Below are 21,437 nucleotides of genomic sequence, written 5' to 3' on the forward strand. Positions count from 1 at the left end.
AAATGAATTCATACTATTATATTTTTAACATCAACCATCCCATAATAAATCTCATAATAATCGTAGTATAAAATTCCCATTCCTAACATTATTATACCAGAACTACTAACCGTCTGGTTGGACTCAATAGCACTTCTTTCCTTTATTCATTAAATGAACTTATTAGGAGCAAGCTATACCAAATGACTTATTCGTTTTTCCCATTATATGATGAAAGTGTGAAGCTTTTTGAATGAAATGTGGTTCTTTTTGAAAGTTTTTGATTGATTTTTGAATGATAAAGGAATAAAATAAAAGCATAAATAATGAAAGCGTTTTAGGAGGTGGTAGTTTGTTAGAGCCAGAACGCCATCAAATGATTTTAGCTGAATTAAAGAAAAAGAATACGGTCAAGCTGCAAGACCTTGTGGAGCTGACTAATTCCTCAGAATCAACCATTCGCAGGGATTTAACACAGTTAGAACAAGGGAAATTCCTAAAGAGAGTCCATGGTGGTGCTGCCAGACTGCAAGGAAAGCTTCAAGAACCAAGTATGAGTGAGAAATCATCCAAAAACCTTCAAGCAAAAAAGCAAATAGCTGCGTATGCTGCCAGTTTAGTGGAAGCGGATGAATGTATCTATTTAGATGCCGGATCAACCGTTTTTGAAATGATTCCATATCTTCCTACGAATATAGTGGTTGTAACAAATGGCCTTACACATGCCAATGAACTACTTGAGAGAAATATTAAAACTTTTTTAATCGGTGGATATGCAAAGCCCACTACCAAGGCTATCATCGGTCGTGGCGCATTAGAAAGTCTTGAACAATATCGTTTTGATAAATGTTTTATGGGTGTGAATGGAATTCATCCCCAATTTGGATATACAACACCCGATCAGGAAGAAGCAATGATCAAACAACTCGCCATTTCATTATCTCGCGAAGCCTTTGTTATCGCGGATGAATCAAAGTTTTCGGAAATTGCCTTTGCAAAAATAGCTGACCTCCATGAGGCAGTCATCATAACGAATGAAATAGACTTTGATACGAAGGAACTATTTTTAAATAAGACAAACATTAAGGTGGTTACATCATGATTTACACATTAACGTTGAACCCATCTCTCGACTACATTGTTCAACTGGACCAAGTCCATATAGGTGAATTAAACCGGACAAAAAATGAAACCAAATTGCCAGGCGGCAAAGGGATTAACGTATCCCAAGTCTTAAAGAGATTAGATGTTGACAGCAAAGCACTTGGGTTTATCGGTGGCTTTACAGGTGATTATATTGTCCAATACTTACATGCATTAAATATTGAAACAGATTTCGTCAGCGTAAAAGAAGATACAAGAATCAATGTAAAGCTTAAGTCCGAAACCGAAACAGAAATCAACGCAACCGGCCCTAGCATTACGACAGAAAATTTTGAAGCGTTGAAGCGGAAAATACAAGCATTAACAAACGAAGATACCCTTGTTTTAGCAGGGAGCATTCCTTCGACCATGCCAGCAGGCACGTATGAAGAACTGGTGAAAATTTGCAATGAGAACGAGACAAAATTTGTTGTCGATGCTGAAGGCGAATTATTAAAAAAAGTGCTCCCATTAAAACCGTTTTTGATCAAACCGAATCATCATGAACTTGGGGATTTATTTAATACCACTATTACCACATGTGAAGAGGTCATGCCTTACGGTAGAAAATTAATTAACAAAGGCGTTCAAAATGTCATTGTATCCCTTGCCGATAAAGGCGCCGTCCTTATTAACAAGGATTTCACCTTAATTGCTACTGTCCCTAAAGGGGAAGTCAAAAGCTCGGTCGGTGCAGGAGATTCTATGGTAGCAGGATTTATTGCCACCTATCAAAAAACAAAATCCATTGAGGAAGCCTTTCGTTATAGTGTGGCTTCGGGCAGTGCAACAGCTTTTTCTATTGGCTTATGTACACCGGAAAAGGTAGAAAGTTTATTACCTCAAGTAAAAATTGAACGCCGAGGAGAATGATGATGAGAATAACAGAGCTATTGACCAAAGAAACTATTAATCTATCCTTAAAAAGTAATCAAAAAATAGATGTTATTGAAGAGCTGGTATCCGTATTAGATTCAGCTGGTAAGTTAACCAACCGAGTTGATTTTAAAAACGAGATTATTAAACGAGAAGAGCTAAGTACCACTGGGATTGGCGATGGAATCGCCATTCCTCATGCAAAAACAAAAGCGGTAAAGCAAGCGGCGATTGTCTTTGGAAGATCAACTGCCGGCGTGAACTATGAGTCGCTCGATGGTCAGCCTGCTCACCTTTTCTTTATGATTGCAGCGACTGAAGGAGCAAATAATACACACTTAGAAGCACTTGCCCGCCTTTCCACTATTTTAATGAAGGATGAAGCACGCAAACAGCTTTTAGCAGCGAAATCAGCAACAGACGTTTTACAAATCATCGATAGCTATGACACGGAAGAGGACGAAGAACCTCAATCCATGACTGGCAAGAAACAATTTATTGTGGCCGTAACAGCTTGTCCGACAGGGATCGCCCATACGTATATGTCTGCAGATGCATTAAGAGCAAAAGCAGCTGAAATGGGTGTCGATATTAAGGTTGAGACAAATGGATCAGGCGGTGCCAAGAATGTCCTAACGGATGAAGAAATTGGAAACGCTGTCGCGGTTATTGTCGCCGCTGATACCAAGGTTGAAATGGATCGTTTTAATGGAAAACATGTGCTTGAAACCCCTGTTGCCGATGGGATTCGGAAACCACAGCAATTAATTGAGCGAGCCTTAAAGCAAGATGCACCCATCTATCACGGAAATAATAAAGCGAAAAATGAAAATGAACAATCAGGCCGAGGGATTGGCTCAACTATTTATAAGCACTTAATGAACGGTGTTTCCAATATGCTTCCGTTTGTTGTTGGCGGTGGGATTTTAATCGCGATTAGCTTCATGTTTGGCTTTAATTCTGCTAATCCTGATGATCCAACTTACAATGCTTTTGCCGCTGTATTAAAGACAATTGGCGGCGGTAATGCCTTTGCCTTAATGGTGCCGGTATTAGCTGGATTTATTGCGATGAGTATTGCGGACCGCCCCGGGTTTGCTGCTGGTATGGTCGGCGGTATGTTAGCAAATAGCGGTGGCGCCGGTTTCTTAGGTGGTCTTGTCGCCGGTTTCTTAGCAGGTTATTTAGTTGTTGGCTTGAAAAAAGTATTAACTGGTATGCCATCGTCATTAGAAGGAATTAAAACGATTCTATTATATCCACTATTGGGGATTGCCTTAACCGGATTTATCATGGTGTATGTTATTAATAAACCAGTTGGTGCCTTAAATACCGCGATTTCTGAGTGGTTATCTGGTCTTGGTACAGGAAATGCTATTTTACTAGGAATTATTTTAGGTTTAATGATGTCGTTTGACATGGGTGGTCCAATCAACAAGGCAGCCTACGTATTTGGTACTGGATTATTAGCAAATGGTGTCTACGAACCAATGGCTGCCATTATGGCTGCTGGTATGGTCCCTCCATTAGGGATTGCCATTGCAACCACAGTATTTAAAAAGAAATTTAGTCAACAAGATCGTGAAGCAGGCAAAGTGAACTATATTATGGGGTTATCCTTTATCACAGAAGGAGCGATCCCATTTGCAGCGGCGGATCCGCTTCGTGTCATCCCTTCTGTTATGGCGGGTTCAGCAGTAGCCGGTGCCTTATCGATGTTGTTCCATATTGGACTTCGTGCCCCACACGGTGGCGTATTCGTTATTCCACTAGTGGATGGTAACTGGTTGTTATACTTGCTGGCAGTTGTAATAGGCGCAATCGTTTCAGCCATATTGCTTGGTATCTTGAAAAAACCAGTAACAGAATAGAATAGGTTTATCAAAAAGGCCTTATTTCTCCTCAACTTGATGGGAAGTGGGGCTTTTTTTGAGTTACCTTTAAATTCTAGATTTTTCATTGCCTCAGATAAGACTTCTGCAAAATAGATCAAATATATTTTTGATTAGTTCACCTTAACGCCATTGACCTCTTATCCCCTACCGCTATAAAATAAAGTGAGTAATCACTCATTTTATCTTCCCGGAGGGGGTTTATCGATGTCAGCATCGATCGTTATCAAGGATGTCAGCAAAAGTTTTGGGAAAAAGCTCGTCTTAAACAAGATTAATCTGTCTGTGGAGCCTGGCCAAATTTACGGGTTGATTGGGCCTTCTGGTTCAGGAAAAACAACCTTAGTAAAAATCATTGTCGGAATGGATCGTCCTTCCGAAGGGGATGTACAGGTATTAGATACTGCCGTTCCTAACTTGAATTTATTGCAAAAAATTGGCTACATGGCCCAAGCTGATGCCTTATACACAGATTTAACCGGTGAAGAAAATCTCGCCTTCTTCGCTTCTCTTTTTAAACTAAAAAAAGAAGTGCAAAAAGAACGGATCGCCTATGCAGCCAATTTAGTGAACCTTACTTCCGAACTAAGGAAGAAAGTTCAGGACTATTCAGGCGGCATGAAACGAAGATTATCACTCGCCGTTGCCTTAATACAAGATCCCCAAGTCCTGGTATTAGATGAACCTACCGTAGGGATTGACCCAGAATTACGACAATCGATTTGGGCTGAGATTCATCGTTTGAAGAAGTCAGGTAAAACCATTTTAGTAACTACACATGTGATGGACGAGGCGGAAAAATGTGATCGTCTTGCCATGGTCAGAGATGGAGAAATTATCACCAGCGGGGCGCCACATGAATTAAAGAAACAATATGGAATAACGACTTTAGAAGAGGTATTTTTAAAGGCTGGAGGGGAAAAGAAATGAGAGTCCTGGCTTTAGTTAAACGGATTATCCATCAAATGTTACGTGATAAACGGGCCTTAGCGATGATGATGGTTGCCCCATTATTGATTCTCACCCTCCTCCATTACTTACTTGGCGGCAATACCGTGGACCCACGAATTGGGGTTACAGGTGCGGATGCTTCGATCGTGAAACAATTAAAAGGTAAAGATATTGTGGTAAAACAGTATGGACAACTCTCCAATCCAAACAAAGTGATCAAAGATGATGATCTTGATGGAGTGCTTCAATTTAACGGTGAAGAAATCAAACTAACCCTTTCAAATGAGCAGCCTTCTACTGCAAAAGCCTTACAGATGAAAATTGGGCAAGCCCTTGCAGCTGAAAATGCCAAGAAACAAGCAAAGAATATATCAACTTTCATGCAAACCATTCAGAGTAAATTACAAGGTACACCTGTAAAAATGGAGACAGTAAAGGCTCCAAAAATGGAGACTACCTATATCTATGGCAGTGAGGATACGACATTTTTTGATCAGTTAAGTCCCATATTAGTTGGTTTCTTTGTTTTTTTCTTTGTCTTTCTTATTTCCGGAATTGCCTTATTACGTGAACGGACAACAGGAACACTTGAGAGATTATTGGCTACACCAATCCAACGGAGAGAGATTGTGTTCGGCTACCTTTTCGGATACGGTTTATTCGCGGTGATCCAAACACTGATTGTTGTTTTTTATGCCGTCAAAGTATTAGATATTATGCTTGTTGGCTCCTTGTGGAATGTCATTTTAATTAACTTATGCTTAGCCCTTGTTGCGCTATCCCTTGGTATTCTTTTATCGGCCTTTGCCAATTCTGAATTTCAAATGATGCAGTTTATTCCGATTGCGATTATCCCTCAGGTTTTTTTCGCAGGGATCTTTCCGTTCGATAGTATGCCAGGCTGGATGCAGGTAATTGCTAGGTGTATGCCGATGTTCTATGGCGGCGATGCGTTGGTGGCTGTTATGTATAAAGGTTTAGATATAAGTGAAATTGCAACCGACCTTCTTGTATTATTAGGGTTTGCTCTTGTATTTATTATTCTTAATGTATTAGCCTTGAAAAAGTATCGCAAAATCTAAATAAATGCAGATATCTTATCTAAGAAGAAATGAATGAAAGATGAAGGAGTACACAATGTTAGAAGAAGAGATAATGATTCAACAGCTATTTGAGGAAGAAAAATTAACCGATAAACAAAAAAAAATCCTGATAGCTGCGATTGAATCCTTTTCGGAAAAAGGTTACGCCTCGACATCGACAAGTGAAATTGCCAAAAAGGCAGGCGTCGCTGAAGGAACCATTTTCCGGCATTATAAAACAAAAAAGGACTTGTTAATGTCAATTGTGGCACCCATGATGACCAAGTTGATTGGCCCTTATATTATTAAAGACTTTGATAAAGTACTCAATCAACAATATGACCAGGTTGAAGATTTTCTGCGAGCTGCAATTGATAACCGGCGAGAGGTTTTAAAGAAGCTCCTCCCGGTTATTAGAATCATGCTGCAAGAAATCCCCTTTCAACCGGAGCTGCGAGAACAATTTATTGAACTTATAGCGAATACAATCTTCGAGCGTGTTTCAGGTGTCATCAAAAGCTATCAAGCAAAAGGGCAATTGATTGAGATGCCGCCAGAAAGTGTCGCAAGACTTGTAATTACCAATATCATGGGCTACTTGGTTACTCGCTATATTTTTTTCCCAAATGGTCAATGGGATGACGAACTCGAGACGGAGCGCACCATTCAATTTATCATGCATGGATTGGCGAAACGAGAGTAAATTTGATTCAGCCATTACAAAGAGGATGTCTAAGATAAGGGGTCAGACCCCTTGTAGAGACATCCTCACTTTTTGTAAACACTACATTCTTCTCTCCTCATTCCGTCAGCCATTTATACATTTCGAGCGTCGTTTTCTCAATATTGCTTTGTCCATTTAAGTAGAACAGACGGGTTTCACTTTTACTCAATTCCTTCATAATTTTATTATAAAAAGAATGGGAAAATACTGTTGTATTAATAAAGACTGCATCCACTCGATGAATTTTCGAAATGTCCCTGTTCTTCTCGTCCACATCAATAAACTCCACGGTTGGATGAAGCTCTTTTAATTTTTGCCGCCAACTCGGAGATCCTCCAAAAATGAGGATTCGCTTAGACTGAATCAACTCGGTCATAGTCTTTAATGAGGGGCCCCTCTCAACATTAGTTTGGTCCTGCTCCTCCCAATAGACAAAGTTTCGGAGGGCATGTACCTCATCCGTATAATCTTCCATATTGTCAATTTGCTGTTCCAGTTTACCTATTTTGGCCTGTGCCTCTCGAAGCTCCTGTGTTAATCCTTCGATTTCTCTTTGTTGTCTTTTTTTACTGAGGTGCCATTCCTGTTTCCTTCGTAACAGGGAGGTTTCTTTCTCATTCATTTGCGACTCTTTGGACTTCATTTCGATATAATAATCCCTTTTCGATTGATCCAAATAAAAATGTTTCGTTTCTCGGTAAAGAGAGCTGAGGCACTTTAAATAGAGACAAGCAATAAAAAACAAATCTTGTTCTTCTTTAGAAATATAATTAAACTTTTTGGCATGCAAGAGTTCCAAAAAAACCATATCCAGATCCGTTTTTGTCAATGGGATTTGTTCAGTTGCATCTAACTCATGAATTTTAAGTGTCTTAAGCCAGCCGCCTAAAGCCCCTATGTATTTTGTAGGAGAGTCTTGAAATACCAATTGTTCGGCCTTTTCTGTACCATAATGAGGGTGTGCTTCATAAATGGCAATTAATTTATCGCTGATCAGGTATTCTAAAAAAGAACCTAACGAATCGAAACGTGGATTTTTGGGAATATGGTATTCCTCATAAAATTCTTCTATCTCTTCCCGATGTTTATCCACCATCTCTTCTGAAAAAATTAACTTTTGCACTTGAATCTCATTCATGGAGGTACATAATACATCCTGAAATGATTGCCAGGCCACATTGTTTGTATTAAACAGTTTGTTTTCTCGCACACACAGATACCATAGAACAATATTTTGATAGATTAACTCTATTTCCTTTACATTCTTGCTCTTTTGTCTCTTGCCAAAGCTTCGCATGAAATGATCAAAATCGATTGCTGGATGCTGTTGAAAATACTGATAAACAAATTTGTATCCTTTTTTGATGAGTTGATCAAGCTGTGAAAATTGTTGGTTGTAATAACACCATTCTATCACCCCTGCCACTTTCCTGATTTTTTCTTCACTTTTTGTGGTGTACATGGAAAATAGCGAATTTCCTTTCAATCCACTCTGTTGGTAGGCTTCAAAATACTGCCACTCATTTTTTCGATAACAGTCATCAATATAGGAATGTAAAAAGGCATTCCCACCTAATGCTATGGATAAGAATTGGTGTAATATTGAAGGTTCTAGTTCTAAAGCTTCTATTTGATACGCCATGAGTCTTCTCGCCTCATCTATTTTAGTTTATTTCTTACACTCACGAATACTTGTCATAACGGACATTGATTTTAAGAAAATTGTAATCGATGATTTTAATGATCACAATGACTTTTGTTAAGTTTTATTTAGTTTCGTTAAGTTTTGTTAAGGTTTGTTTAGAATAACGCAAAAAAAAAGAAACTCATTCGAGTTCCTTTTCATTGCATTGTTTTCTTAATATTGATTAAATCTTTGCCCTTCCAATAAGCTGCTCCCATTGCACTCAACAGTAAGATACCTGTTGCCACAAACACAATTTGAACAGGGAAAATTCCGCCTATAAAGCCGCCAATGATTGGTCCTATCATGCCGCCGATTTGGTTAGCCGTTTGACTTAAACCGAAGGCCCTGCCACGGAAATCAGCCGCTGTCGATTTCACGACAAGACCATTTAATGCGGGATAAACAGCACAGAAAAAGACACCGAACACAAACCGTATAACTGAAAATCCGATAATTTCACTAAAAAGGATTTGTGCCAATGTTCCAAGTCCGCCGCCGAGCAATCCAATGACAAGAACCCGATGAAATCCTACTTTATCGGCCCATCTGCCCCAAATCGGAGCAAATAAGGCGCTGGCGATTCCCGGCAGCGAAAACACAATACCCGCTAACAGCGAAGCCTTATCAGCAGATCCACCCAATTTGACTATATATAAAGGAAGAATCGGTTCAATCGTCATAATCGAACCCGCTGTGACAATTGTCAAGAGCAGGACCATCATTAAGGGCCGATTGCTCCATGCTTCCTTGATATCATTTTTAACTGAGCCCCGTTTTTTACTAGGGGTAAAGTTTTCCTCTGTCACCCAAAAAACGACCAAGATCGTCGAGATTAAAACAATAATTCCAGCACTGCCAAAGGCCCACCGATTTCCAACCAAATGGGCAATCCCTCCACCTAGCAGCGGTCCCACAATTCCACCAGAAGCAGATGCTGTGGAAATCATCGACAGGGCATAGCCGACATTTTTACTCGGTGTATTGGTCCCGATTAACGCAATCGCTCCAGGTATAAACCCTGTTAATAACCCCTGAGAAATTCGCAGGGCTAATAACTGATATGGATTGGTTACAAATGCCGTTAAAGTATAGATAAGAAATAGACAAAACCCCGCCCGGATAATCATCGGTTTTCTTCCATATTTATCAGCTACACTCCCCCAAAATGGAGAAGCGATTGCTCCTGCAAAAAAAGCAGCACTAAATAATAATCCTGACCACATTTCAACATTTTCAGTGACACCGATTTGTGGAAGAAAGATAGGCAAAAACGGAATCACCATCGAAAAACTTGCCGATGTAAAAAAGACACCTATCCATAATACCCACAAATTTCGTTTCCATCCGTTCACACCAGTCGCTCCCATACGTTGCATATTCATTTTCCCCATTACTGTATCATAAACGTGAAAAAAAAAGAACGCTTAGCGTCCCGAAATAATTCTTCAAACAGCTGAATTTTTTTGAAAGGTCAACTTTAGTTTTCATGAAGGGGTCAGACCCCATGTTTAAGATGAACATCCACTGCCACAGCTGGAGCAGCTTGATCCACTGGAGCAGCTTGACCCTCCATGATCGCCGCCACCTGAATTATCGGAAGAAGCAGCACCGCAAAATATGGCGGTAGTACAGCCGCTCGTGGAATTAGTAGAATTGGCAATGGCATATGCTTTTGCATAATTCCAATACTCATCATAATAAAAACAGGAGAAAAAGACCATAACAAGCGATAGCGGGGTCATATCACCAAATGTTCGCTGCCTCGCAAAGGAACCTTTTTTGTCGTCCCGATAATTCCTTTCAGCCTCGCTCAATTGTTTTTTCATACGATCGACTAGATAATCAATCATATCCTTGTTATCTTCATTTACCTTAAAGTATTTTTCTACTAAAATTTCCTTGCTGGCTTCTTTAAATTCCTTTAATACGTGAACATCGAGTGGATACCTGAAAAAACTCCCCCATGACTTCCAGCTAAATGCGGTAATTTGAAACATTTGTGAAAACACCCAGTCAAAAAATGCCCGTTCCTGCGGAGCTGGTGCGGTTTTTGCGTTTGGAGTATGGTGGAGCATTGTCCCCAAAAAATGCTCCGAAAATCTTTGATATTTCTGCGTAAAAAGAATCATTTCATGCCAGACTTCATCTACTTCTTCACTAAACATGGGCGTCTTCTGTAATATATTTGCCACCAAGAAATAACGTTTTAGCTCAAACAACCGCCATTCAAATTCATCCTCTGTCCGTTTAGGATTCTCCTGAAGGAAACGATACTTAACTTGCTGGATATAATCCTCATCTAAAGCGGAAGTTAGTTTTTCAAGTAATGGTTGAATCGGGATATCATCGAGGACACCCAAACGCACCGGGATGTTTTCCTTTGATAATTTTGGTCTATTAGATATAACAATCGTAATTAAACCTGTTAATATGAAACCGGCGATAATTATTCCAGCGATCATTCAATCACTCTCCCATTTTGAATTTTTGGAAGTGTTCAATATTCAGAGCTTAAGTTTGAGGAGACGAAGATATTCCTACTTAATGTAAAAGTGAATTAATTGCTCCAGCAGTGTATCTAGGGACCTGAACGTGTATCCTAATGAATTGGCACGACTCGTATCCACTGACCACGAACCAGGTAAATTGTAGGGCGATGGGATTCCATCTTTATCTAAAATCGCCTTTTTTTCTGTAAGTTTTTCGATATGTGTTACTAATTCTTTTAAACTAATATCGTCGCTGGAGCCTGGATTAATCATTCCTTGGTAATCAGTCACAGCCATATTTAATAAAAACTGGGCTGCTTCCTCTGAATCTATAAAACTATATCGAAAGTCAGAATACTCAATGAACATTGGCTGCTCATTTTTTACATGATCAACATGGAACTTTAATCTATTCGTATAATCATCTTTCCCAATAATAATCGGAAATCTGACAGCGACAACAGGGACACTTGCCTTTTGAAAAAGAATCGCTTCGGCCGCACGCTTCGCTTCTTGGTAGCCAACATAGCCAATATACTCGCTTCTGTTTTTTTAAATAGGATTAAATTCGAGTGGATTAAAACTCTCTTCCTTCTGTTTTGTACCAAAATTATACACAGCCTGACTGGAAGTAAACACGTATTTGTCGATTTTCCCCTCTAATGCCTCCAAGGTATCCGAGGCTTCTTGGGAAGAATAACAAGTTTGATCAAAGACAACATCCCAGTGCTTATCTTGAAAGGCTTGTTGGAGGGACTCACGATCTTCCCGACTGATTTTCAATCTTGATACTTTGTCACCAAAGAAATCTGGAGTCCTTCCTCTCGTTGCTATTGTCACCTCAACGCCTTCATCCAGTAGTAATTGAACTAACCTTTTTCCAACAAACTGTGTACCTCCAAGTATTAACGCAGATTTCAAAGGACCATTCCCCCTTTTAAAGATAGCAGCTATTATTGTGGCCGTCAGCCCTTTCCGATGAGGGGCTTCGAGCACAATTATCTTTTTTTGTGACCGTCAGCCCTTTCCGATGGGGTGCTTCGAGCACAATTATCTTTTTTTGTGACCGTCAGCCCTTTCCGATGGGGTACTTCGGGCACAATTATCTTTTTTTGTGACCGTCAGCCCTTTCCGATGGAGTGCTTCGGGCATAATTATCTTTTTTTGTGACCGTCAGCCCTTTCCGATGAGCGGCTTCGGGCACAATCAATTATGCTAGAACGAATTTATGTATTTTCCCACTCCTTAATTTTGAGTGGGTTTGACTTTGACAACTCTTTGAATCACCGGATACAAAAAATACCCAATCCCTACCCCTAGCAGATTTAAAATAAAATCATCAATATCCATACTGCCTTTTTTGGTAAGGTGCTGTGTCATTTCAATCAGAAGAATGACAACAGCTGGTATGAAAACTAACTTCCACCTTGATGGATTTTTATACAATAAAAGCGTCACCACACCATACGGCACAAAAAGCAATATATTCGCTGCCAGATTATAAAAAGCTATAAGAAAATTGCCATCTCCGGTAAGGAAGCCAATAATGGTTCTAAATGGGATAACATTTATTCGACTATACACTTGGTTCGCTGGGCGAAAAAATAGTAAAACGATTAAACCTACACTATAAATACTTATTACAATTTTTAAGAAATATTTAGGTATTTCGATAGTCCTTTTATGTACATAATAAACCACAAACATCACAAGAATTGTCACACATATCCAAACAACTCCCAAAACAACAGGATGAAGATAGGTTAAAAGCCTTAACCATACTGGCATTAATACAATAAAGAGAAGCTGTGAAATGCCTAATGCAATCCATAGCAGGTGGTTTTTCCTGTTTAATTTCATCAGTAACTCCAGGCCTTCCATAAAAATGGTTGTTAACTCTATGATACCTACTAATTTATAGAGTTAGCAACCATTTTTTGCTAAATCCCTTTATCGAAAAATCGAAAAGAATGGTAATACCACAATGGTAATGGTCAGTAGAAAAACGACCATGGAACCTACTTTTTGTTTTTCCTTCCATAAGGTAACCCCAAAACCAAAGGTATAAATCGTAATCATAAACAAACAAATGTAGATAAATAAATTCACACCTATTTCCCCACCCTTACAGGTTTTTTAGTTTGTTTACCATAATCAATAATTTCAATTTTAGGGATCACCGTAATGTCAGCATCCACATACTTTTTTCCAAAATTAAATTTTTTAAATTCTTGATTTGTTCCAAAATATTTTCTTGCATAGAAAGATAAGGGAAAGGGTGCCCCTTTTAGTTCCCTTTGTGTCTTTTTCAACAGATTTTCATTCAATGCTTTAAGGTCATTAGTTATTTGCTTTTTTAATATATGCCGATTTTTTGCAACAGAAAAACTCACCATCGATGGGTTTGTCATGATTTCAATCTGTAAAGGGAGGGTAATAAAAATCTTTAGTTGTCCGCCTTTTACATTCATTTTCACTTTATTATTTTCATCTTTCAATAATCTTGCAGCAAACTGTGTTTGTTTTTGCGAAAATGGATTAGGTACATCCACTAATATATCTTTAATGTTCGTCGTATCATCAAGAATATTAACCATACGTGTTTCTTGACCTGTTAACTTATCAATCATGACACCATTCTTGAAGACAGCTGATCCAATAAATTGAGTATTATCCAGCTCTCCTGTAGCATTTACTTGTCCTGCCATATATTCATCTTCCCTTTTAATCTTAGGATGCTTCTCTCTTACAGCTGAAGTGTACATCGCTAAATAGAGATCTGTCCCTCTCTCCACTGTTTTAAAATAACGAAAGAGTGTCGAATCTGGAATCAACCCATTTTCAATCCCATGATCAATCATGTATTGAAAGTACTTATGGGGTCTTGTTTCCATTTTAGGATGATTTTTCACAAAATACTTACTTGCCGGTTCTTTTGATACAGCTAAATAACTATTCAAGCGGATTTCCTTATCTTTTAAAGCGTCTGAAATCAACGCGGCAAATTTTTTGTTTCTGGCATATTCCTCAGAAACAACCATGATTCGTAAAAATTCATAACTTATACTTCGAGAAACGATTGCGTTAGCTGTCCCTTTTGCTGCCATAATATCATTCGCATCAAACGAAATGATTTCTCGTGGCTTTTCTGTTGAACCACCACCGCCTTGCATGCTCCCTACTTCCGGATTGGCCAGCAGCATGGTTATTTTGATTTTCCCTTTTTGTTTGGAAGGATCAATTCCTAAACCAATCACATAGGACTTATCTTCAAGTTCTTCACGATCCCAACAACCTGTTAATAAACAAACCATGACTAAAAACAACAAACCTTTACATACTGTTCCTGTTCTTTGCATGTTTAAATTCTCCTTTTAGTAGTGCGACTAACCATATAAAAAGCGAAATGGCAGCAAACGCAGGGCCCTCCACAATTTGTATAAGGGGTTTTAATTGGGAACTAACATTAATCGCTGACTCCGGTATACTACCAATTAGTAAATAAATCGTCGCAATAGACGGGATTAAGTATTCAAAGTCTTTAATTTTAAATAAATATCCAAACATAAGAGCAGTTAAATACAAATACGCTGTGAAACGAATAAATGTCGCCAAAATCCATACCACAAAAAAAATGATTTCGATATTTGGGAGGTAACTTCCAAGGTGAATATAACGAATGAGCGTATGGAAAGGATAACCCATTGTATTGAGCGACTTATCAAACAAGCATATGTAAGAGAAAAAAGCAGCACTAAGTTGGATTGGGATATAAACATAGGCAATCCATGTTCCTTTTTGAAAATCTTTGAATGACCTGAAGTACGGTAAGAGCATGGCAAACAGGAAAAAACTAGAAAAAAGGTTAGTGCTAAAGGAACTTTGCTTCAAAATTTCAAGTTTTCCCGGACCCCAAATAGGAAAGATGGCATCAAAAGTGCTATCCTGGAAACTTAATAGTAATGCTAAATACATGAAAACAATGGCATAAAAAAGGATGAGATACGCAACCGAACCAACATGCTCAATTCCTTTTTTAGCCCCATAAGCACAAACCGCCATTAAGATAGCATAAATCACGAGGTTAGGGGTCGTTGTAAAATAAAAGGTTCGAATAATATTGACATAGACTCTTGTATCAAACGAAATAGCATATGAACTCATCAAAAAAATCAGCAGGCAAATGACAAAACCGATGTATTTTCCGAGAAGTTTTTGAATGACAGTAAATAGATTTTTGTCTTGAAACACGGATAAAGTCCTTACTAATAAAAAGAGTGGTATAAAAAAAAGGCCAGCTGACAGGATCGGAACCATCCATGATGCATTTTGTACATGTTTATATAAAGATGAAAATGTATCCTCAGTTGTTTGCAATCCTACCACTAAAATAGTAATGGACAGATATTCACGCATTCCAAGTTTTCCAGGTTGCTGCTTCATATAGGTTTTATCCCTTTCTTTGTTTAACCATATCCTTTGGTTTTAAGTACCCTGGGCGAAACCTCTCTTTCATCGGAACATGGCGGATTATTAAGTCCTTCGATGAATAAAAATGTGGCGTCATGGGTGCAAAGTAAGGTACTCCGAAGGATTTTAAAGACACTATGTAAAAGAGACCAGCCGTAAATAAAGCAGTGGCTCCATAAACACCCATAAAACCCGCGGCAAAAATAAACAAAAAGCGTGTGATGCGGATCGCAAAATTCATGCTTACATCACTGACAATAAAGGAACTTAGGCCACTTAAGGCGATGACAATAATAACAATCGGACTAATAATATTGGCTTGTACAGCGGCTTGGCCTAGAATTAACGCACCGACAATTCCAATTGTAGGCCCAATCGGTGATGGAACACGTAATCCTGCCTCTCGAATAAGTTCAAAGGCAATTTCCATCATCAAAATCTCAATGACAGAGGGAAAAGGTACTCGTTCTCTGGATCCTGCAATGGCCATTAATAAGTCTGGCGGTATCATCCCAACATGATAGTTTGTAATAGCAATATATAAAGAGGAAGAAAAAAGGGCGATAAATAAAGCCATAAATCGCATGATCCTTATGAAATTACCATAGGGTGTCCGAAGATAATGATCTTCCGGTGAATGCATCAATGCCCAAAAGGTAGCTGGCATTATCAGACAACTAGGCGAATTAGACATTAATAAAACGATGTGCCCTTCCTCTATGAAAGAGGATGCTCGGTCTGGGCGTTCAGTATAAAGCAAAGTTGGAAATAGGGACCTGGGTCTTTCTTCAAGATATTGTTCAACCAAGCTCAAATCGATCATTTTATCAGTATTTATCGAATCTAACCTATCTTTTATCTCGCTAAGCAACTCTTCATTCACCAGGTCTTTTTGGTAAACAAGGAACGCATCGTTTCTTGATCGTTTCGAAAGAACGAGAGACTCGAAAATCAGGTTTTCATTTTTTATCTTTTTACGGATCAAAGCAATATTATCGACTACTTTTTCGGTAAATGCTTCTTTTGCTCCTTTTACAATCACTTCATTATCAGATTTTTCAATGGAGCGGCCATGAATTTTTGTCGTTTCAAATAAATAGCATTGAGGATCTCCTTCCACAAAGAGTGCCGTAATTCCACCCGTAATAAACTCCGTGATTTCTCCAATATTAGATACAGTTTTCCCCATTGGGTATGAAACAATTTCAGGAATTTTTGCGGAGGGTTGCTTATTTAATAATAGTTTTTCCATGATGCCTTCTTTGATATGCTCTAGATCTACCATTGTACTTATGAAAAATAGAAAGGCACGACGTTCAAGCCCGCGAATGATAAACTCATGGACCTTGACATCTGTATTCTTCGGAACACTAAATATGGACTTAAATAGCTCTAAATTTTGATCATAATTTCTGCTAATATCTTGTTTTTTTAATTCAATTTCCTTTGTATTTGACTGCTCAGTAAATTGTGGTTCAGTTTGAAGTTTATCGAGAAGCGACTTTATCATCCTTTTTTTCATCATGAACCACCCCCATTTTTTAAATAGTTTTCCAACTTTAGAGTTCTTTATGTATGAAAAGCTTAAACCACGAATTTAAACATGTTATATTTTAATGGTAAAATGGTGTTTTAAGAGCATGGACATCTTATTTTTGAATAGAGGGATAGTTTTGAACATATTGTGGGATTTTGATGGAACCCTTTTTGATACTTATTCATCATTGGTCAAGGGATTCATCCATTTAAGTCAGCAAGAGTTAGATCCGAGTGAAGTGTTGAAGTGGTTAAAAATCGATTCCAAAACAGCCTTTAAGCATTATGGAATTGATGAGGAGAAAAGAGAAGAATACACAAAATTGCATAATTATTATTCGAAGTTAAACAGCACGCCCTTTGATCATTTAGAGGATGTTTTAGCATTGGCTGATAACAATATTATTGTGACTCATCGAGATAAGGAATCCACCATTTTTCTCCTTGAAAAATTCAATTTAGTGAAATACTTTAAAGAAATTGTTTCCGTTGAAGAACAAGGATTTACTAGAAAACCTCATGTTTCTTCATATGAATACGTTTTAAAAACCTATCATATTGATTTGGTAGTCGGTGACCGGGATTTAGATTTAATTCCGGCAAGGAATTTAAATATTAAGACCGTTGCTTTTCAAAACAGCAACATTGAGGCGGACTTTCACATTGACAGCTATGCGGAATTTGTTCCGTTGGTGCTGAATCAACTTTAATAATCCTTATGAGCAATTTTATTCTGGTAAAATCATCTAAAAGCGTCAAAGGGGGATATCAATGATTACCTATCCGCATTTACACAATGAAGCTACAATCGGAGTAACTGCGCCCTCTTCAGGGGTGCCAACTGAATTACATGGGCTAGTTAAACAGGCATCCAGCAGGCTGGAACAAGAAGGGTTCAAGGTTATCTGTAGTGAAACTGTTTGGACACAGCAGAAGGCAAAATCAGCTCTTGCCACAATAAGAGCTGCTGAATTTAATGCGATGATGAGTAACAGTGAAATTGACCTTATCATTCCTCCTTGGGGCGGGGAGTTATTACTGGAAACTCTCGAACATATTGACTTTGAAAATATAAACAACAAGTGGATTTTAGGCTACTCCGATATTAGTGGATTATTGCTGGCCATCACCTTAAAAACTGGAATCGCTACGGCGCACGGCACTAATCTAGTGGATTTAAGAGGAGAATACTCAGATGAAACAACCGCCATGTGGAAGTCGGTATTGTCGACGAAAACGGGAGAGTCTATCCTTCAGCATTCGTCCAAACTATATCAAAAGGATTGGCAACACGATACTCCTTCACCTTGTGTTTTTCATTTAACTGAACAAACCTCTTGGAAGACTGTCTTAAATCGCAAAGTAAAAATTCAAGGTCGTTTACTGGGTGGCTGTATAGATATTATCAGACATCTGATTGGTACACCGTTTGGTGATGTACAGAAATTTAGACAACAACATATCCCTAGAGAGCCTATCATTTGGTATTTAGAAAACTGTGAGCTGAATACTGCTGATCTGCGAAGATCATTAGTTCAAATGAAGCTAGCAGGTTGGTTTCAGGATTGCTCAGGTCTTATGTTTGGCCGAAGTTCTGCTAATATGACAGTGGATAACTATACGTTTGAAGATGTTTACAAAGACCTTTCAGATGAGCTGCAGATTCCGATTATTTATGATATAGATTGCGGCCATGTTCCACCGCAAATAACATTCATCAATGGTGCTTTTGCAGAGGTAGAAGTTATGGAAGGCAATGGAACGGTGGTGCAATTTTTCCGGCCATAATACAGCTTCAAATCTATTTATAAACTATCCTGTTGCTTTTATATTTAAAAATCATTACGTTTTGCAACATACTAATAAGCTTAACAATACACACAAATAGGCGAACAGTGACAACACTGTTCGCCTTTAACTTATGAAAATGATTAAAAATTATTTAATCCATTCACCATTTTTATTAACTTTGTACCCATTGACAGTGGTATTTGCCGCCATGCTGCCATCTTTATATAGATAATACCACTTCTGGCCCACTTTTACCCAGCCGGTTTTCATTTCTCCTGATGAACCAAGATAGTACCATTTATTTTTATCTTTTACCCATCCGGTCTTCATTTCTCCCGATGTTCCAAGATAGTACCATTTGGCTTTATCTTTTACCCAGCCAGTTTTCATTTCTCCCGATGTTCCAAGATAGTACCATTTAGCTTTATCTTTTACCCAGCCGGATTTCATCTCACCAGATGAACCAAGATAGTACCATTTGTTTTTATCTTTTACCCAGCCAGTTTTCATTTCTCCTGAAGACCCAAGATAGTACCATTTTGCCTTATCTTTTACCCAGCCGGATTTCATCTCGCCAGATGATCCAAGATAATACCATTTGTTTTTATCTTTCACCCAGCCAGTTTTCATTTCACCGGAATCTTCAAGGAAATACCATTTTGGTCCAACCTTTACCCAGCCTTTTTGCATATTACCATTTTCATCATAGAAGAACCATTTACCAGAATTGAAGTGCCAGCCAACATGTAAATCATTCGTCTGTGGCATTCCAGCGATATATCCAATACCACCTTTTTTAAGGATACCGATACCCTCTTGCATTGCCTTTTCTAGCTCTTCCTTGTCAACAGCCGTTCCTTGGAAGTTTTGAAGTTCATCCCCTGGATGTTGATAATTGCTTAAAATATAAGAGAAACCATTAAAGTTATCAAGAACACGTAAACCTGTTGCTTCAGCACCTGCTGGTACGGAAAGCACACGGGATAATTCTTTTGTATCAATGTTATAAGCCCATACAAAATTATTGGTATGTTCTCCGCCATCTTCACCAATAAATAAGGTTCTCATCTTTTCAGAGTAGCTTAAGTTATCTGGTTTAGAAACTTTATCTGGATTGGATTTATTGCCATAGGCATCCGGTGCAGCTAAGTCTTCTCCAACCACTAGTGCCTTCATAGCAGAAGCTACATAATTACTATTAATAGCATTGCCATCCTTATCTTTTTGTCCGCCAGTTAGATTCAATTCAAAGGTTCCGCCGGCAAGAATTTGTGGTAAGCGAATATCATCGGCAGGATCAGCTTTCTTCGTATCTTCAAGCATACCTTTACCGATTTCAGACATAGCCATATAGGCTTTTTTATCTTTCGCGTTAACTGCTAAACCTTCCATTTTGCGGAACTCAGCTGTTGCACCTTTTAATGCTGCATAACGACGTGATTCTAAAAATGCAGCTGCTTTTTCCATTCCAGGTTTTACTTTTAAATATTCTATTTTTGCAGCGCTTGAGTCTGTTTTAATAGCCGTAAAGCCTTCAGTTGGTTCAGTAGCGGTTTCAAAGATATCACTGAATTTTGTGCCCTTGTCAATAATAGCTCTAACCTCATCATCCGTTGCATGACCTAGCTTGATCCATTCTAGATTGCCTGCTCCACCATTATCTGTGCTAGTTTGTCCGAATTTAGCGGCATACAAGGTACCGGCAGATAAGTCTTTTTCTTTGTCAGCTACATACATGAACGTAACTGTGTAGTTTCCATCATCACCGAAAAAGGCTGTCTTATTATCAGGCATGACTTGCATCAATTCATGAGAAAAACGACCAGTACTATAGTGTTTTACAACACTTGTATCACCATTTGCTTTTACAGTTACTTCAGGAATCCAGCCATAATTATATGGATTTGCTTTTGATTCATCACCAAAGTAAAGCTTGGCAAAACCTTTAACGTTTGTGGAATCTTTATCTGTTCCGATCTCTGATTCGAATAGACGAGCGTTTGGCTCATATTCTTCAGAACCTAAATGAGTTCCCCATGGAGACGTAGAACCATTACATGGAATCCAAAGACCATTAACAAGTGAGAAATCGACTTTTTTTGCCTGCTTAACGGATAGTTCACCATTTTTCTTATCTTGATTTAATTCCGTTAAAGTCATCGATGCTGGAACGACACCATAGGCAGAACTGCCTGAATTATCAAGCGTATCATATTCAAAATGGGATACCATGAACAGTTTGCCGCCAACATTCATTAAGCTATTGGAATCCGGTGCATCTGAAATATAGTAGGACTCTTGTCCAGGTACACTTTTATCAATAATCGGATCTCCATTTGCATCAATCGGAGTTCCTGCAGGAATTTTAATCCCTTTGTTGGTGACGATGTTTTCATCTGAAAGGAATAACTGTTTATATGTAAGCGGGAAATTCTTGGTGGCTCCGTTACTATAGGTAACATCCACCGAAGCACCCGTATATGTTTTTACCATATCTTCGATCGTCGTTGGAGCTTGCATTGAATTAAATTTAAAAGAATTGATTGTTATATCCTTCCCTGCTGCCGCCGCAGGTGTTACTGCCGGGATCATTAAACTAAGTGTTAATGCAACCGATAACCTTTTTTTCATCTTTTTCTTTCCCTCCCCAAATTCTTGTTACCACTCTATTAAAACGCAAAAATATTAAGCTTCGGTAAATTGAATGTTGAGAAGGGATAAAGAATTGTAAATTTTAAGATTATATAAATCTTGGAAATTTAGAAAAATTAGCTATTAATTGTAAGAAATTTCCGTATAATGGATTTAGGCAGGGCA

Annotated in this window: 19 protein-coding genes; 8 read left to right on the top strand and 11 right to left on the bottom strand. The window is 38.4% G+C overall.

Annotated elements, in window-relative coordinates:
- The first annotated feature begins 331 nt into the window (after window positions 1-331).
- The 6 genes from AC3ANL_RS21745 to AC3ANL_RS21770 all read left to right on the top strand — a co-directional run bounded on the left by AC3ANL_RS21745 (window position 332) and on the right by AC3ANL_RS21770 (window position 6,626).
- The gene (locus AC3ANL_RS21745; RefSeq protein ID WP_488326438.1) at window positions 332-1,081 is read left to right on the top strand and encodes a DeoR/GlpR family DNA-binding transcription regulator; all 750 of its coding nucleotides are present in this window, start codon (window positions 332-334) and stop codon (window positions 1,079-1,081) included.
- On the top strand, window positions 1,078-1,995 hold the full coding sequence (pfkB, locus tag AC3ANL_RS21750) for a 1-phosphofructokinase (protein WP_488326439.1): 918 nt from the start codon (window positions 1,078-1,080) through the stop codon (window positions 1,993-1,995). Before AC3ANL_RS21745 ends, pfkB begins: the two co-directional genes overlap by 4 nt.
- Before the next feature lie 2 nt (window positions 1,996-1,997).
- Window positions 1,998-3,869, top strand: coding sequence for a PTS fructose transporter subunit IIABC (locus AC3ANL_RS21755; RefSeq protein ID WP_488329800.1), 1,872 nt, complete (start codon window positions 1,998-2,000; stop codon window positions 3,867-3,869).
- Window positions 3,870-4,097: 228 nt separating this feature from the next.
- Complete coding sequence (locus tag AC3ANL_RS21760; protein WP_488326440.1) at window positions 4,098-4,820, top strand: ABC transporter ATP-binding protein; 723 nt, start codon at window positions 4,098-4,100, stop codon at window positions 4,818-4,820.
- Window positions 4,817-5,923, top strand: coding sequence for an ABC transporter permease (locus AC3ANL_RS21765; protein WP_488326441.1), 1,107 nt, complete (start codon window positions 4,817-4,819; stop codon window positions 5,921-5,923). Before AC3ANL_RS21760 ends, AC3ANL_RS21765 begins: the two co-directional genes overlap by 4 nt.
- Before the next feature lie 55 nt (window positions 5,924-5,978).
- A complete protein-coding gene (locus tag AC3ANL_RS21770; RefSeq protein ID WP_488326442.1) occupies window positions 5,979-6,626 on the top strand; it encodes a TetR/AcrR family transcriptional regulator in 648 nt (215 codons plus the stop codon).
- Window positions 6,627-6,723: 97 nt separating this feature from the next.
- Here AC3ANL_RS21770 and AC3ANL_RS21775 read toward each other — a convergent pair whose 3' ends face one another.
- The 10 genes from AC3ANL_RS21775 to AC3ANL_RS21820 all read right to left on the bottom strand — a co-directional run bounded on the left by AC3ANL_RS21775 (window position 6,724) and on the right by AC3ANL_RS21820 (window position 16,818).
- The gene (locus tag AC3ANL_RS21775; RefSeq protein WP_488326443.1) at window positions 6,724-8,289 is read right to left on the bottom strand and encodes a hypothetical protein; all 1,566 of its coding nucleotides are present in this window, start codon (window positions 8,287-8,289) and stop codon (window positions 6,724-6,726) included.
- Window positions 8,290-8,489: 200 nt separating this feature from the next.
- Window positions 8,490-9,686 carry an MFS transporter gene (locus AC3ANL_RS21780; protein ID WP_488329801.1) on the bottom strand — a complete coding sequence of 399 codons (1,197 nt, stop codon included), beginning with the start codon at window positions 9,684-9,686 and terminating at the stop codon, window positions 8,490-8,492.
- A gap of 156 nt (window positions 9,687-9,842) precedes the next feature.
- Window positions 9,843-10,796, bottom strand: a complete 954-nt coding sequence (locus AC3ANL_RS21785; protein WP_488326444.1) for a glycine-rich domain-containing protein — start codon at window positions 10,794-10,796, stop codon at window positions 9,843-9,845.
- A 75-nt stretch (window positions 10,797-10,871) separates the two neighbouring features.
- A complete protein-coding gene (locus AC3ANL_RS21790; protein ID WP_488326445.1) occupies window positions 10,872-11,192 on the bottom strand; it encodes a hypothetical protein in 321 nt (106 codons plus the stop codon).
- Window positions 11,193-11,375: 183 nt separating this feature from the next.
- Complete coding sequence (locus AC3ANL_RS21795; protein ID WP_488326446.1) at window positions 11,376-11,744, bottom strand: NAD-dependent epimerase/dehydratase family protein; 369 nt, start codon at window positions 11,742-11,744, stop codon at window positions 11,376-11,378.
- A gap of 324 nt (window positions 11,745-12,068) precedes the next feature.
- A complete protein-coding gene (locus AC3ANL_RS21800) occupies window positions 12,069-12,683 on the bottom strand; it encodes a VanZ family protein (RefSeq protein ID WP_488326447.1) in 615 nt (204 codons plus the stop codon).
- A 90-nt stretch (window positions 12,684-12,773) separates the two neighbouring features.
- Window positions 12,774-12,932, bottom strand: a complete 159-nt coding sequence (locus tag AC3ANL_RS21805) for a hypothetical protein (RefSeq protein WP_488326448.1) — start codon at window positions 12,930-12,932, stop codon at window positions 12,774-12,776.
- A gap of 2 nt (window positions 12,933-12,934) precedes the next feature.
- The gene (locus AC3ANL_RS21810) at window positions 12,935-14,182 is read right to left on the bottom strand and encodes a Ger(x)C family spore germination protein (RefSeq protein ID WP_488326449.1); all 1,248 of its coding nucleotides are present in this window, start codon (window positions 14,180-14,182) and stop codon (window positions 12,935-12,937) included.
- On the bottom strand, window positions 14,157-15,266 hold the full coding sequence (locus AC3ANL_RS21815) for a GerAB/ArcD/ProY family transporter (protein ID WP_488326450.1): 1,110 nt from the start codon (window positions 15,264-15,266) through the stop codon (window positions 14,157-14,159). The genes AC3ANL_RS21810 and AC3ANL_RS21815 overlap by 26 nt, the downstream gene beginning before the upstream one ends.
- Window positions 15,267-15,273: 7 nt before the next feature.
- Window positions 15,274-16,818 (bottom strand): spore germination protein, encoded by a 1,545-nt coding sequence (locus tag AC3ANL_RS21820; RefSeq protein ID WP_488326451.1) that lies wholly within the window; start codon window positions 16,816-16,818, stop codon window positions 15,274-15,276.
- A gap of 148 nt (window positions 16,819-16,966) precedes the next feature.
- On the opposite strand from AC3ANL_RS21820, the gene AC3ANL_RS21825 reads away from it, so the two are divergent.
- Both AC3ANL_RS21825 and AC3ANL_RS21830 read left to right on the top strand, forming a co-directional pair.
- On the top strand, window positions 16,967-17,539 hold the full coding sequence (locus AC3ANL_RS21825) for an HAD-IA family hydrolase (protein ID WP_488326452.1): 573 nt from the start codon (window positions 16,967-16,969) through the stop codon (window positions 17,537-17,539).
- 61 nt (window positions 17,540-17,600) lie between these two features.
- Entirely contained in the window at window positions 17,601-18,617 is a 1,017-nt protein-coding gene (locus AC3ANL_RS21830) for a S66 family peptidase (protein WP_488326453.1), read from the top strand.
- A gap of 150 nt (window positions 18,618-18,767) precedes the next feature.
- Here AC3ANL_RS21830 and AC3ANL_RS21835 read toward each other — a convergent pair whose 3' ends face one another.
- Window positions 18,768-21,251 carry a PhoX family protein gene (locus tag AC3ANL_RS21835; RefSeq protein WP_488326454.1) on the bottom strand — a complete coding sequence of 828 codons (2,484 nt, stop codon included), beginning with the start codon at window positions 21,249-21,251 and terminating at the stop codon, window positions 18,768-18,770.
- Window positions 21,252-21,437: the final 186 nt, after the last annotated feature.

Source organism: Neobacillus sp. DHD-1R (genome assembly GCF_057747995.1).

What these genes read in the sequence shown, in the direction of transcription:
- AC3ANL_RS21830 (WP_488326453.1), top strand. Translation starts at nt 17,601, where the DNA reads ATGATTACCTATCCGCATTTACACAATGAAGCTACAATCGGAGTAACT.
- AC3ANL_RS21820 (WP_488326451.1), bottom strand. Translation starts at nt 16,818, where the DNA reads ATGATGAAAAAAAGGATGATAAAGTCGCTTCTCGATAAACTTCAAACT.
- AC3ANL_RS21760 (WP_488326440.1), top strand. Translation starts at nt 4,098, where the DNA reads ATGTCAGCATCGATCGTTATCAAGGATGTCAGCAAAAGTTTTGGGAAA.
- AC3ANL_RS21815 (WP_488326450.1), bottom strand. Translation starts at nt 15,266, where the DNA reads ATGAAGCAGCAACCTGGAAAACTTGGAATGCGTGAATATCTGTCCATT.
- pfkB (WP_488326439.1), top strand. Translation starts at nt 1,078, where the DNA reads ATGATTTACACATTAACGTTGAACCCATCTCTCGACTACATTGTTCAA.
- AC3ANL_RS21790 (WP_488326445.1), bottom strand. Translation starts at nt 11,192, where the DNA reads ATGTTCATTGAGTATTCTGACTTTCGATATAGTTTTATAGATTCAGAG.
- AC3ANL_RS21810 (WP_488326449.1), bottom strand. Translation starts at nt 14,182, where the DNA reads ATGCAAAGAACAGGAACAGTATGTAAAGGTTTGTTGTTTTTAGTCATG.
- AC3ANL_RS21770 (WP_488326442.1), top strand. Translation starts at nt 5,979, where the DNA reads ATGTTAGAAGAAGAGATAATGATTCAACAGCTATTTGAGGAAGAAAAA.
- AC3ANL_RS21835 (WP_488326454.1), bottom strand. Translation starts at nt 21,251, where the DNA reads ATGAAAAAAAGGTTATCGGTTGCATTAACACTTAGTTTAATGATCCCG.
- AC3ANL_RS21775 (WP_488326443.1), bottom strand. Translation starts at nt 8,289, where the DNA reads ATGGCGTATCAAATAGAAGCTTTAGAACTAGAACCTTCAATATTACAC.
- AC3ANL_RS21800 (WP_488326447.1), bottom strand. Translation starts at nt 12,683, where the DNA reads ATGAAATTAAACAGGAAAAACCACCTGCTATGGATTGCATTAGGCATT.
- AC3ANL_RS21765 (WP_488326441.1), top strand. Translation starts at nt 4,817, where the DNA reads ATGAGAGTCCTGGCTTTAGTTAAACGGATTATCCATCAAATGTTACGT.
- AC3ANL_RS21755 (WP_488329800.1), top strand. Translation starts at nt 1,998, where the DNA reads ATGAGAATAACAGAGCTATTGACCAAAGAAACTATTAATCTATCCTTA.
- AC3ANL_RS21785 (WP_488326444.1), bottom strand. Translation starts at nt 10,796, where the DNA reads ATGATCGCTGGAATAATTATCGCCGGTTTCATATTAACAGGTTTAATT.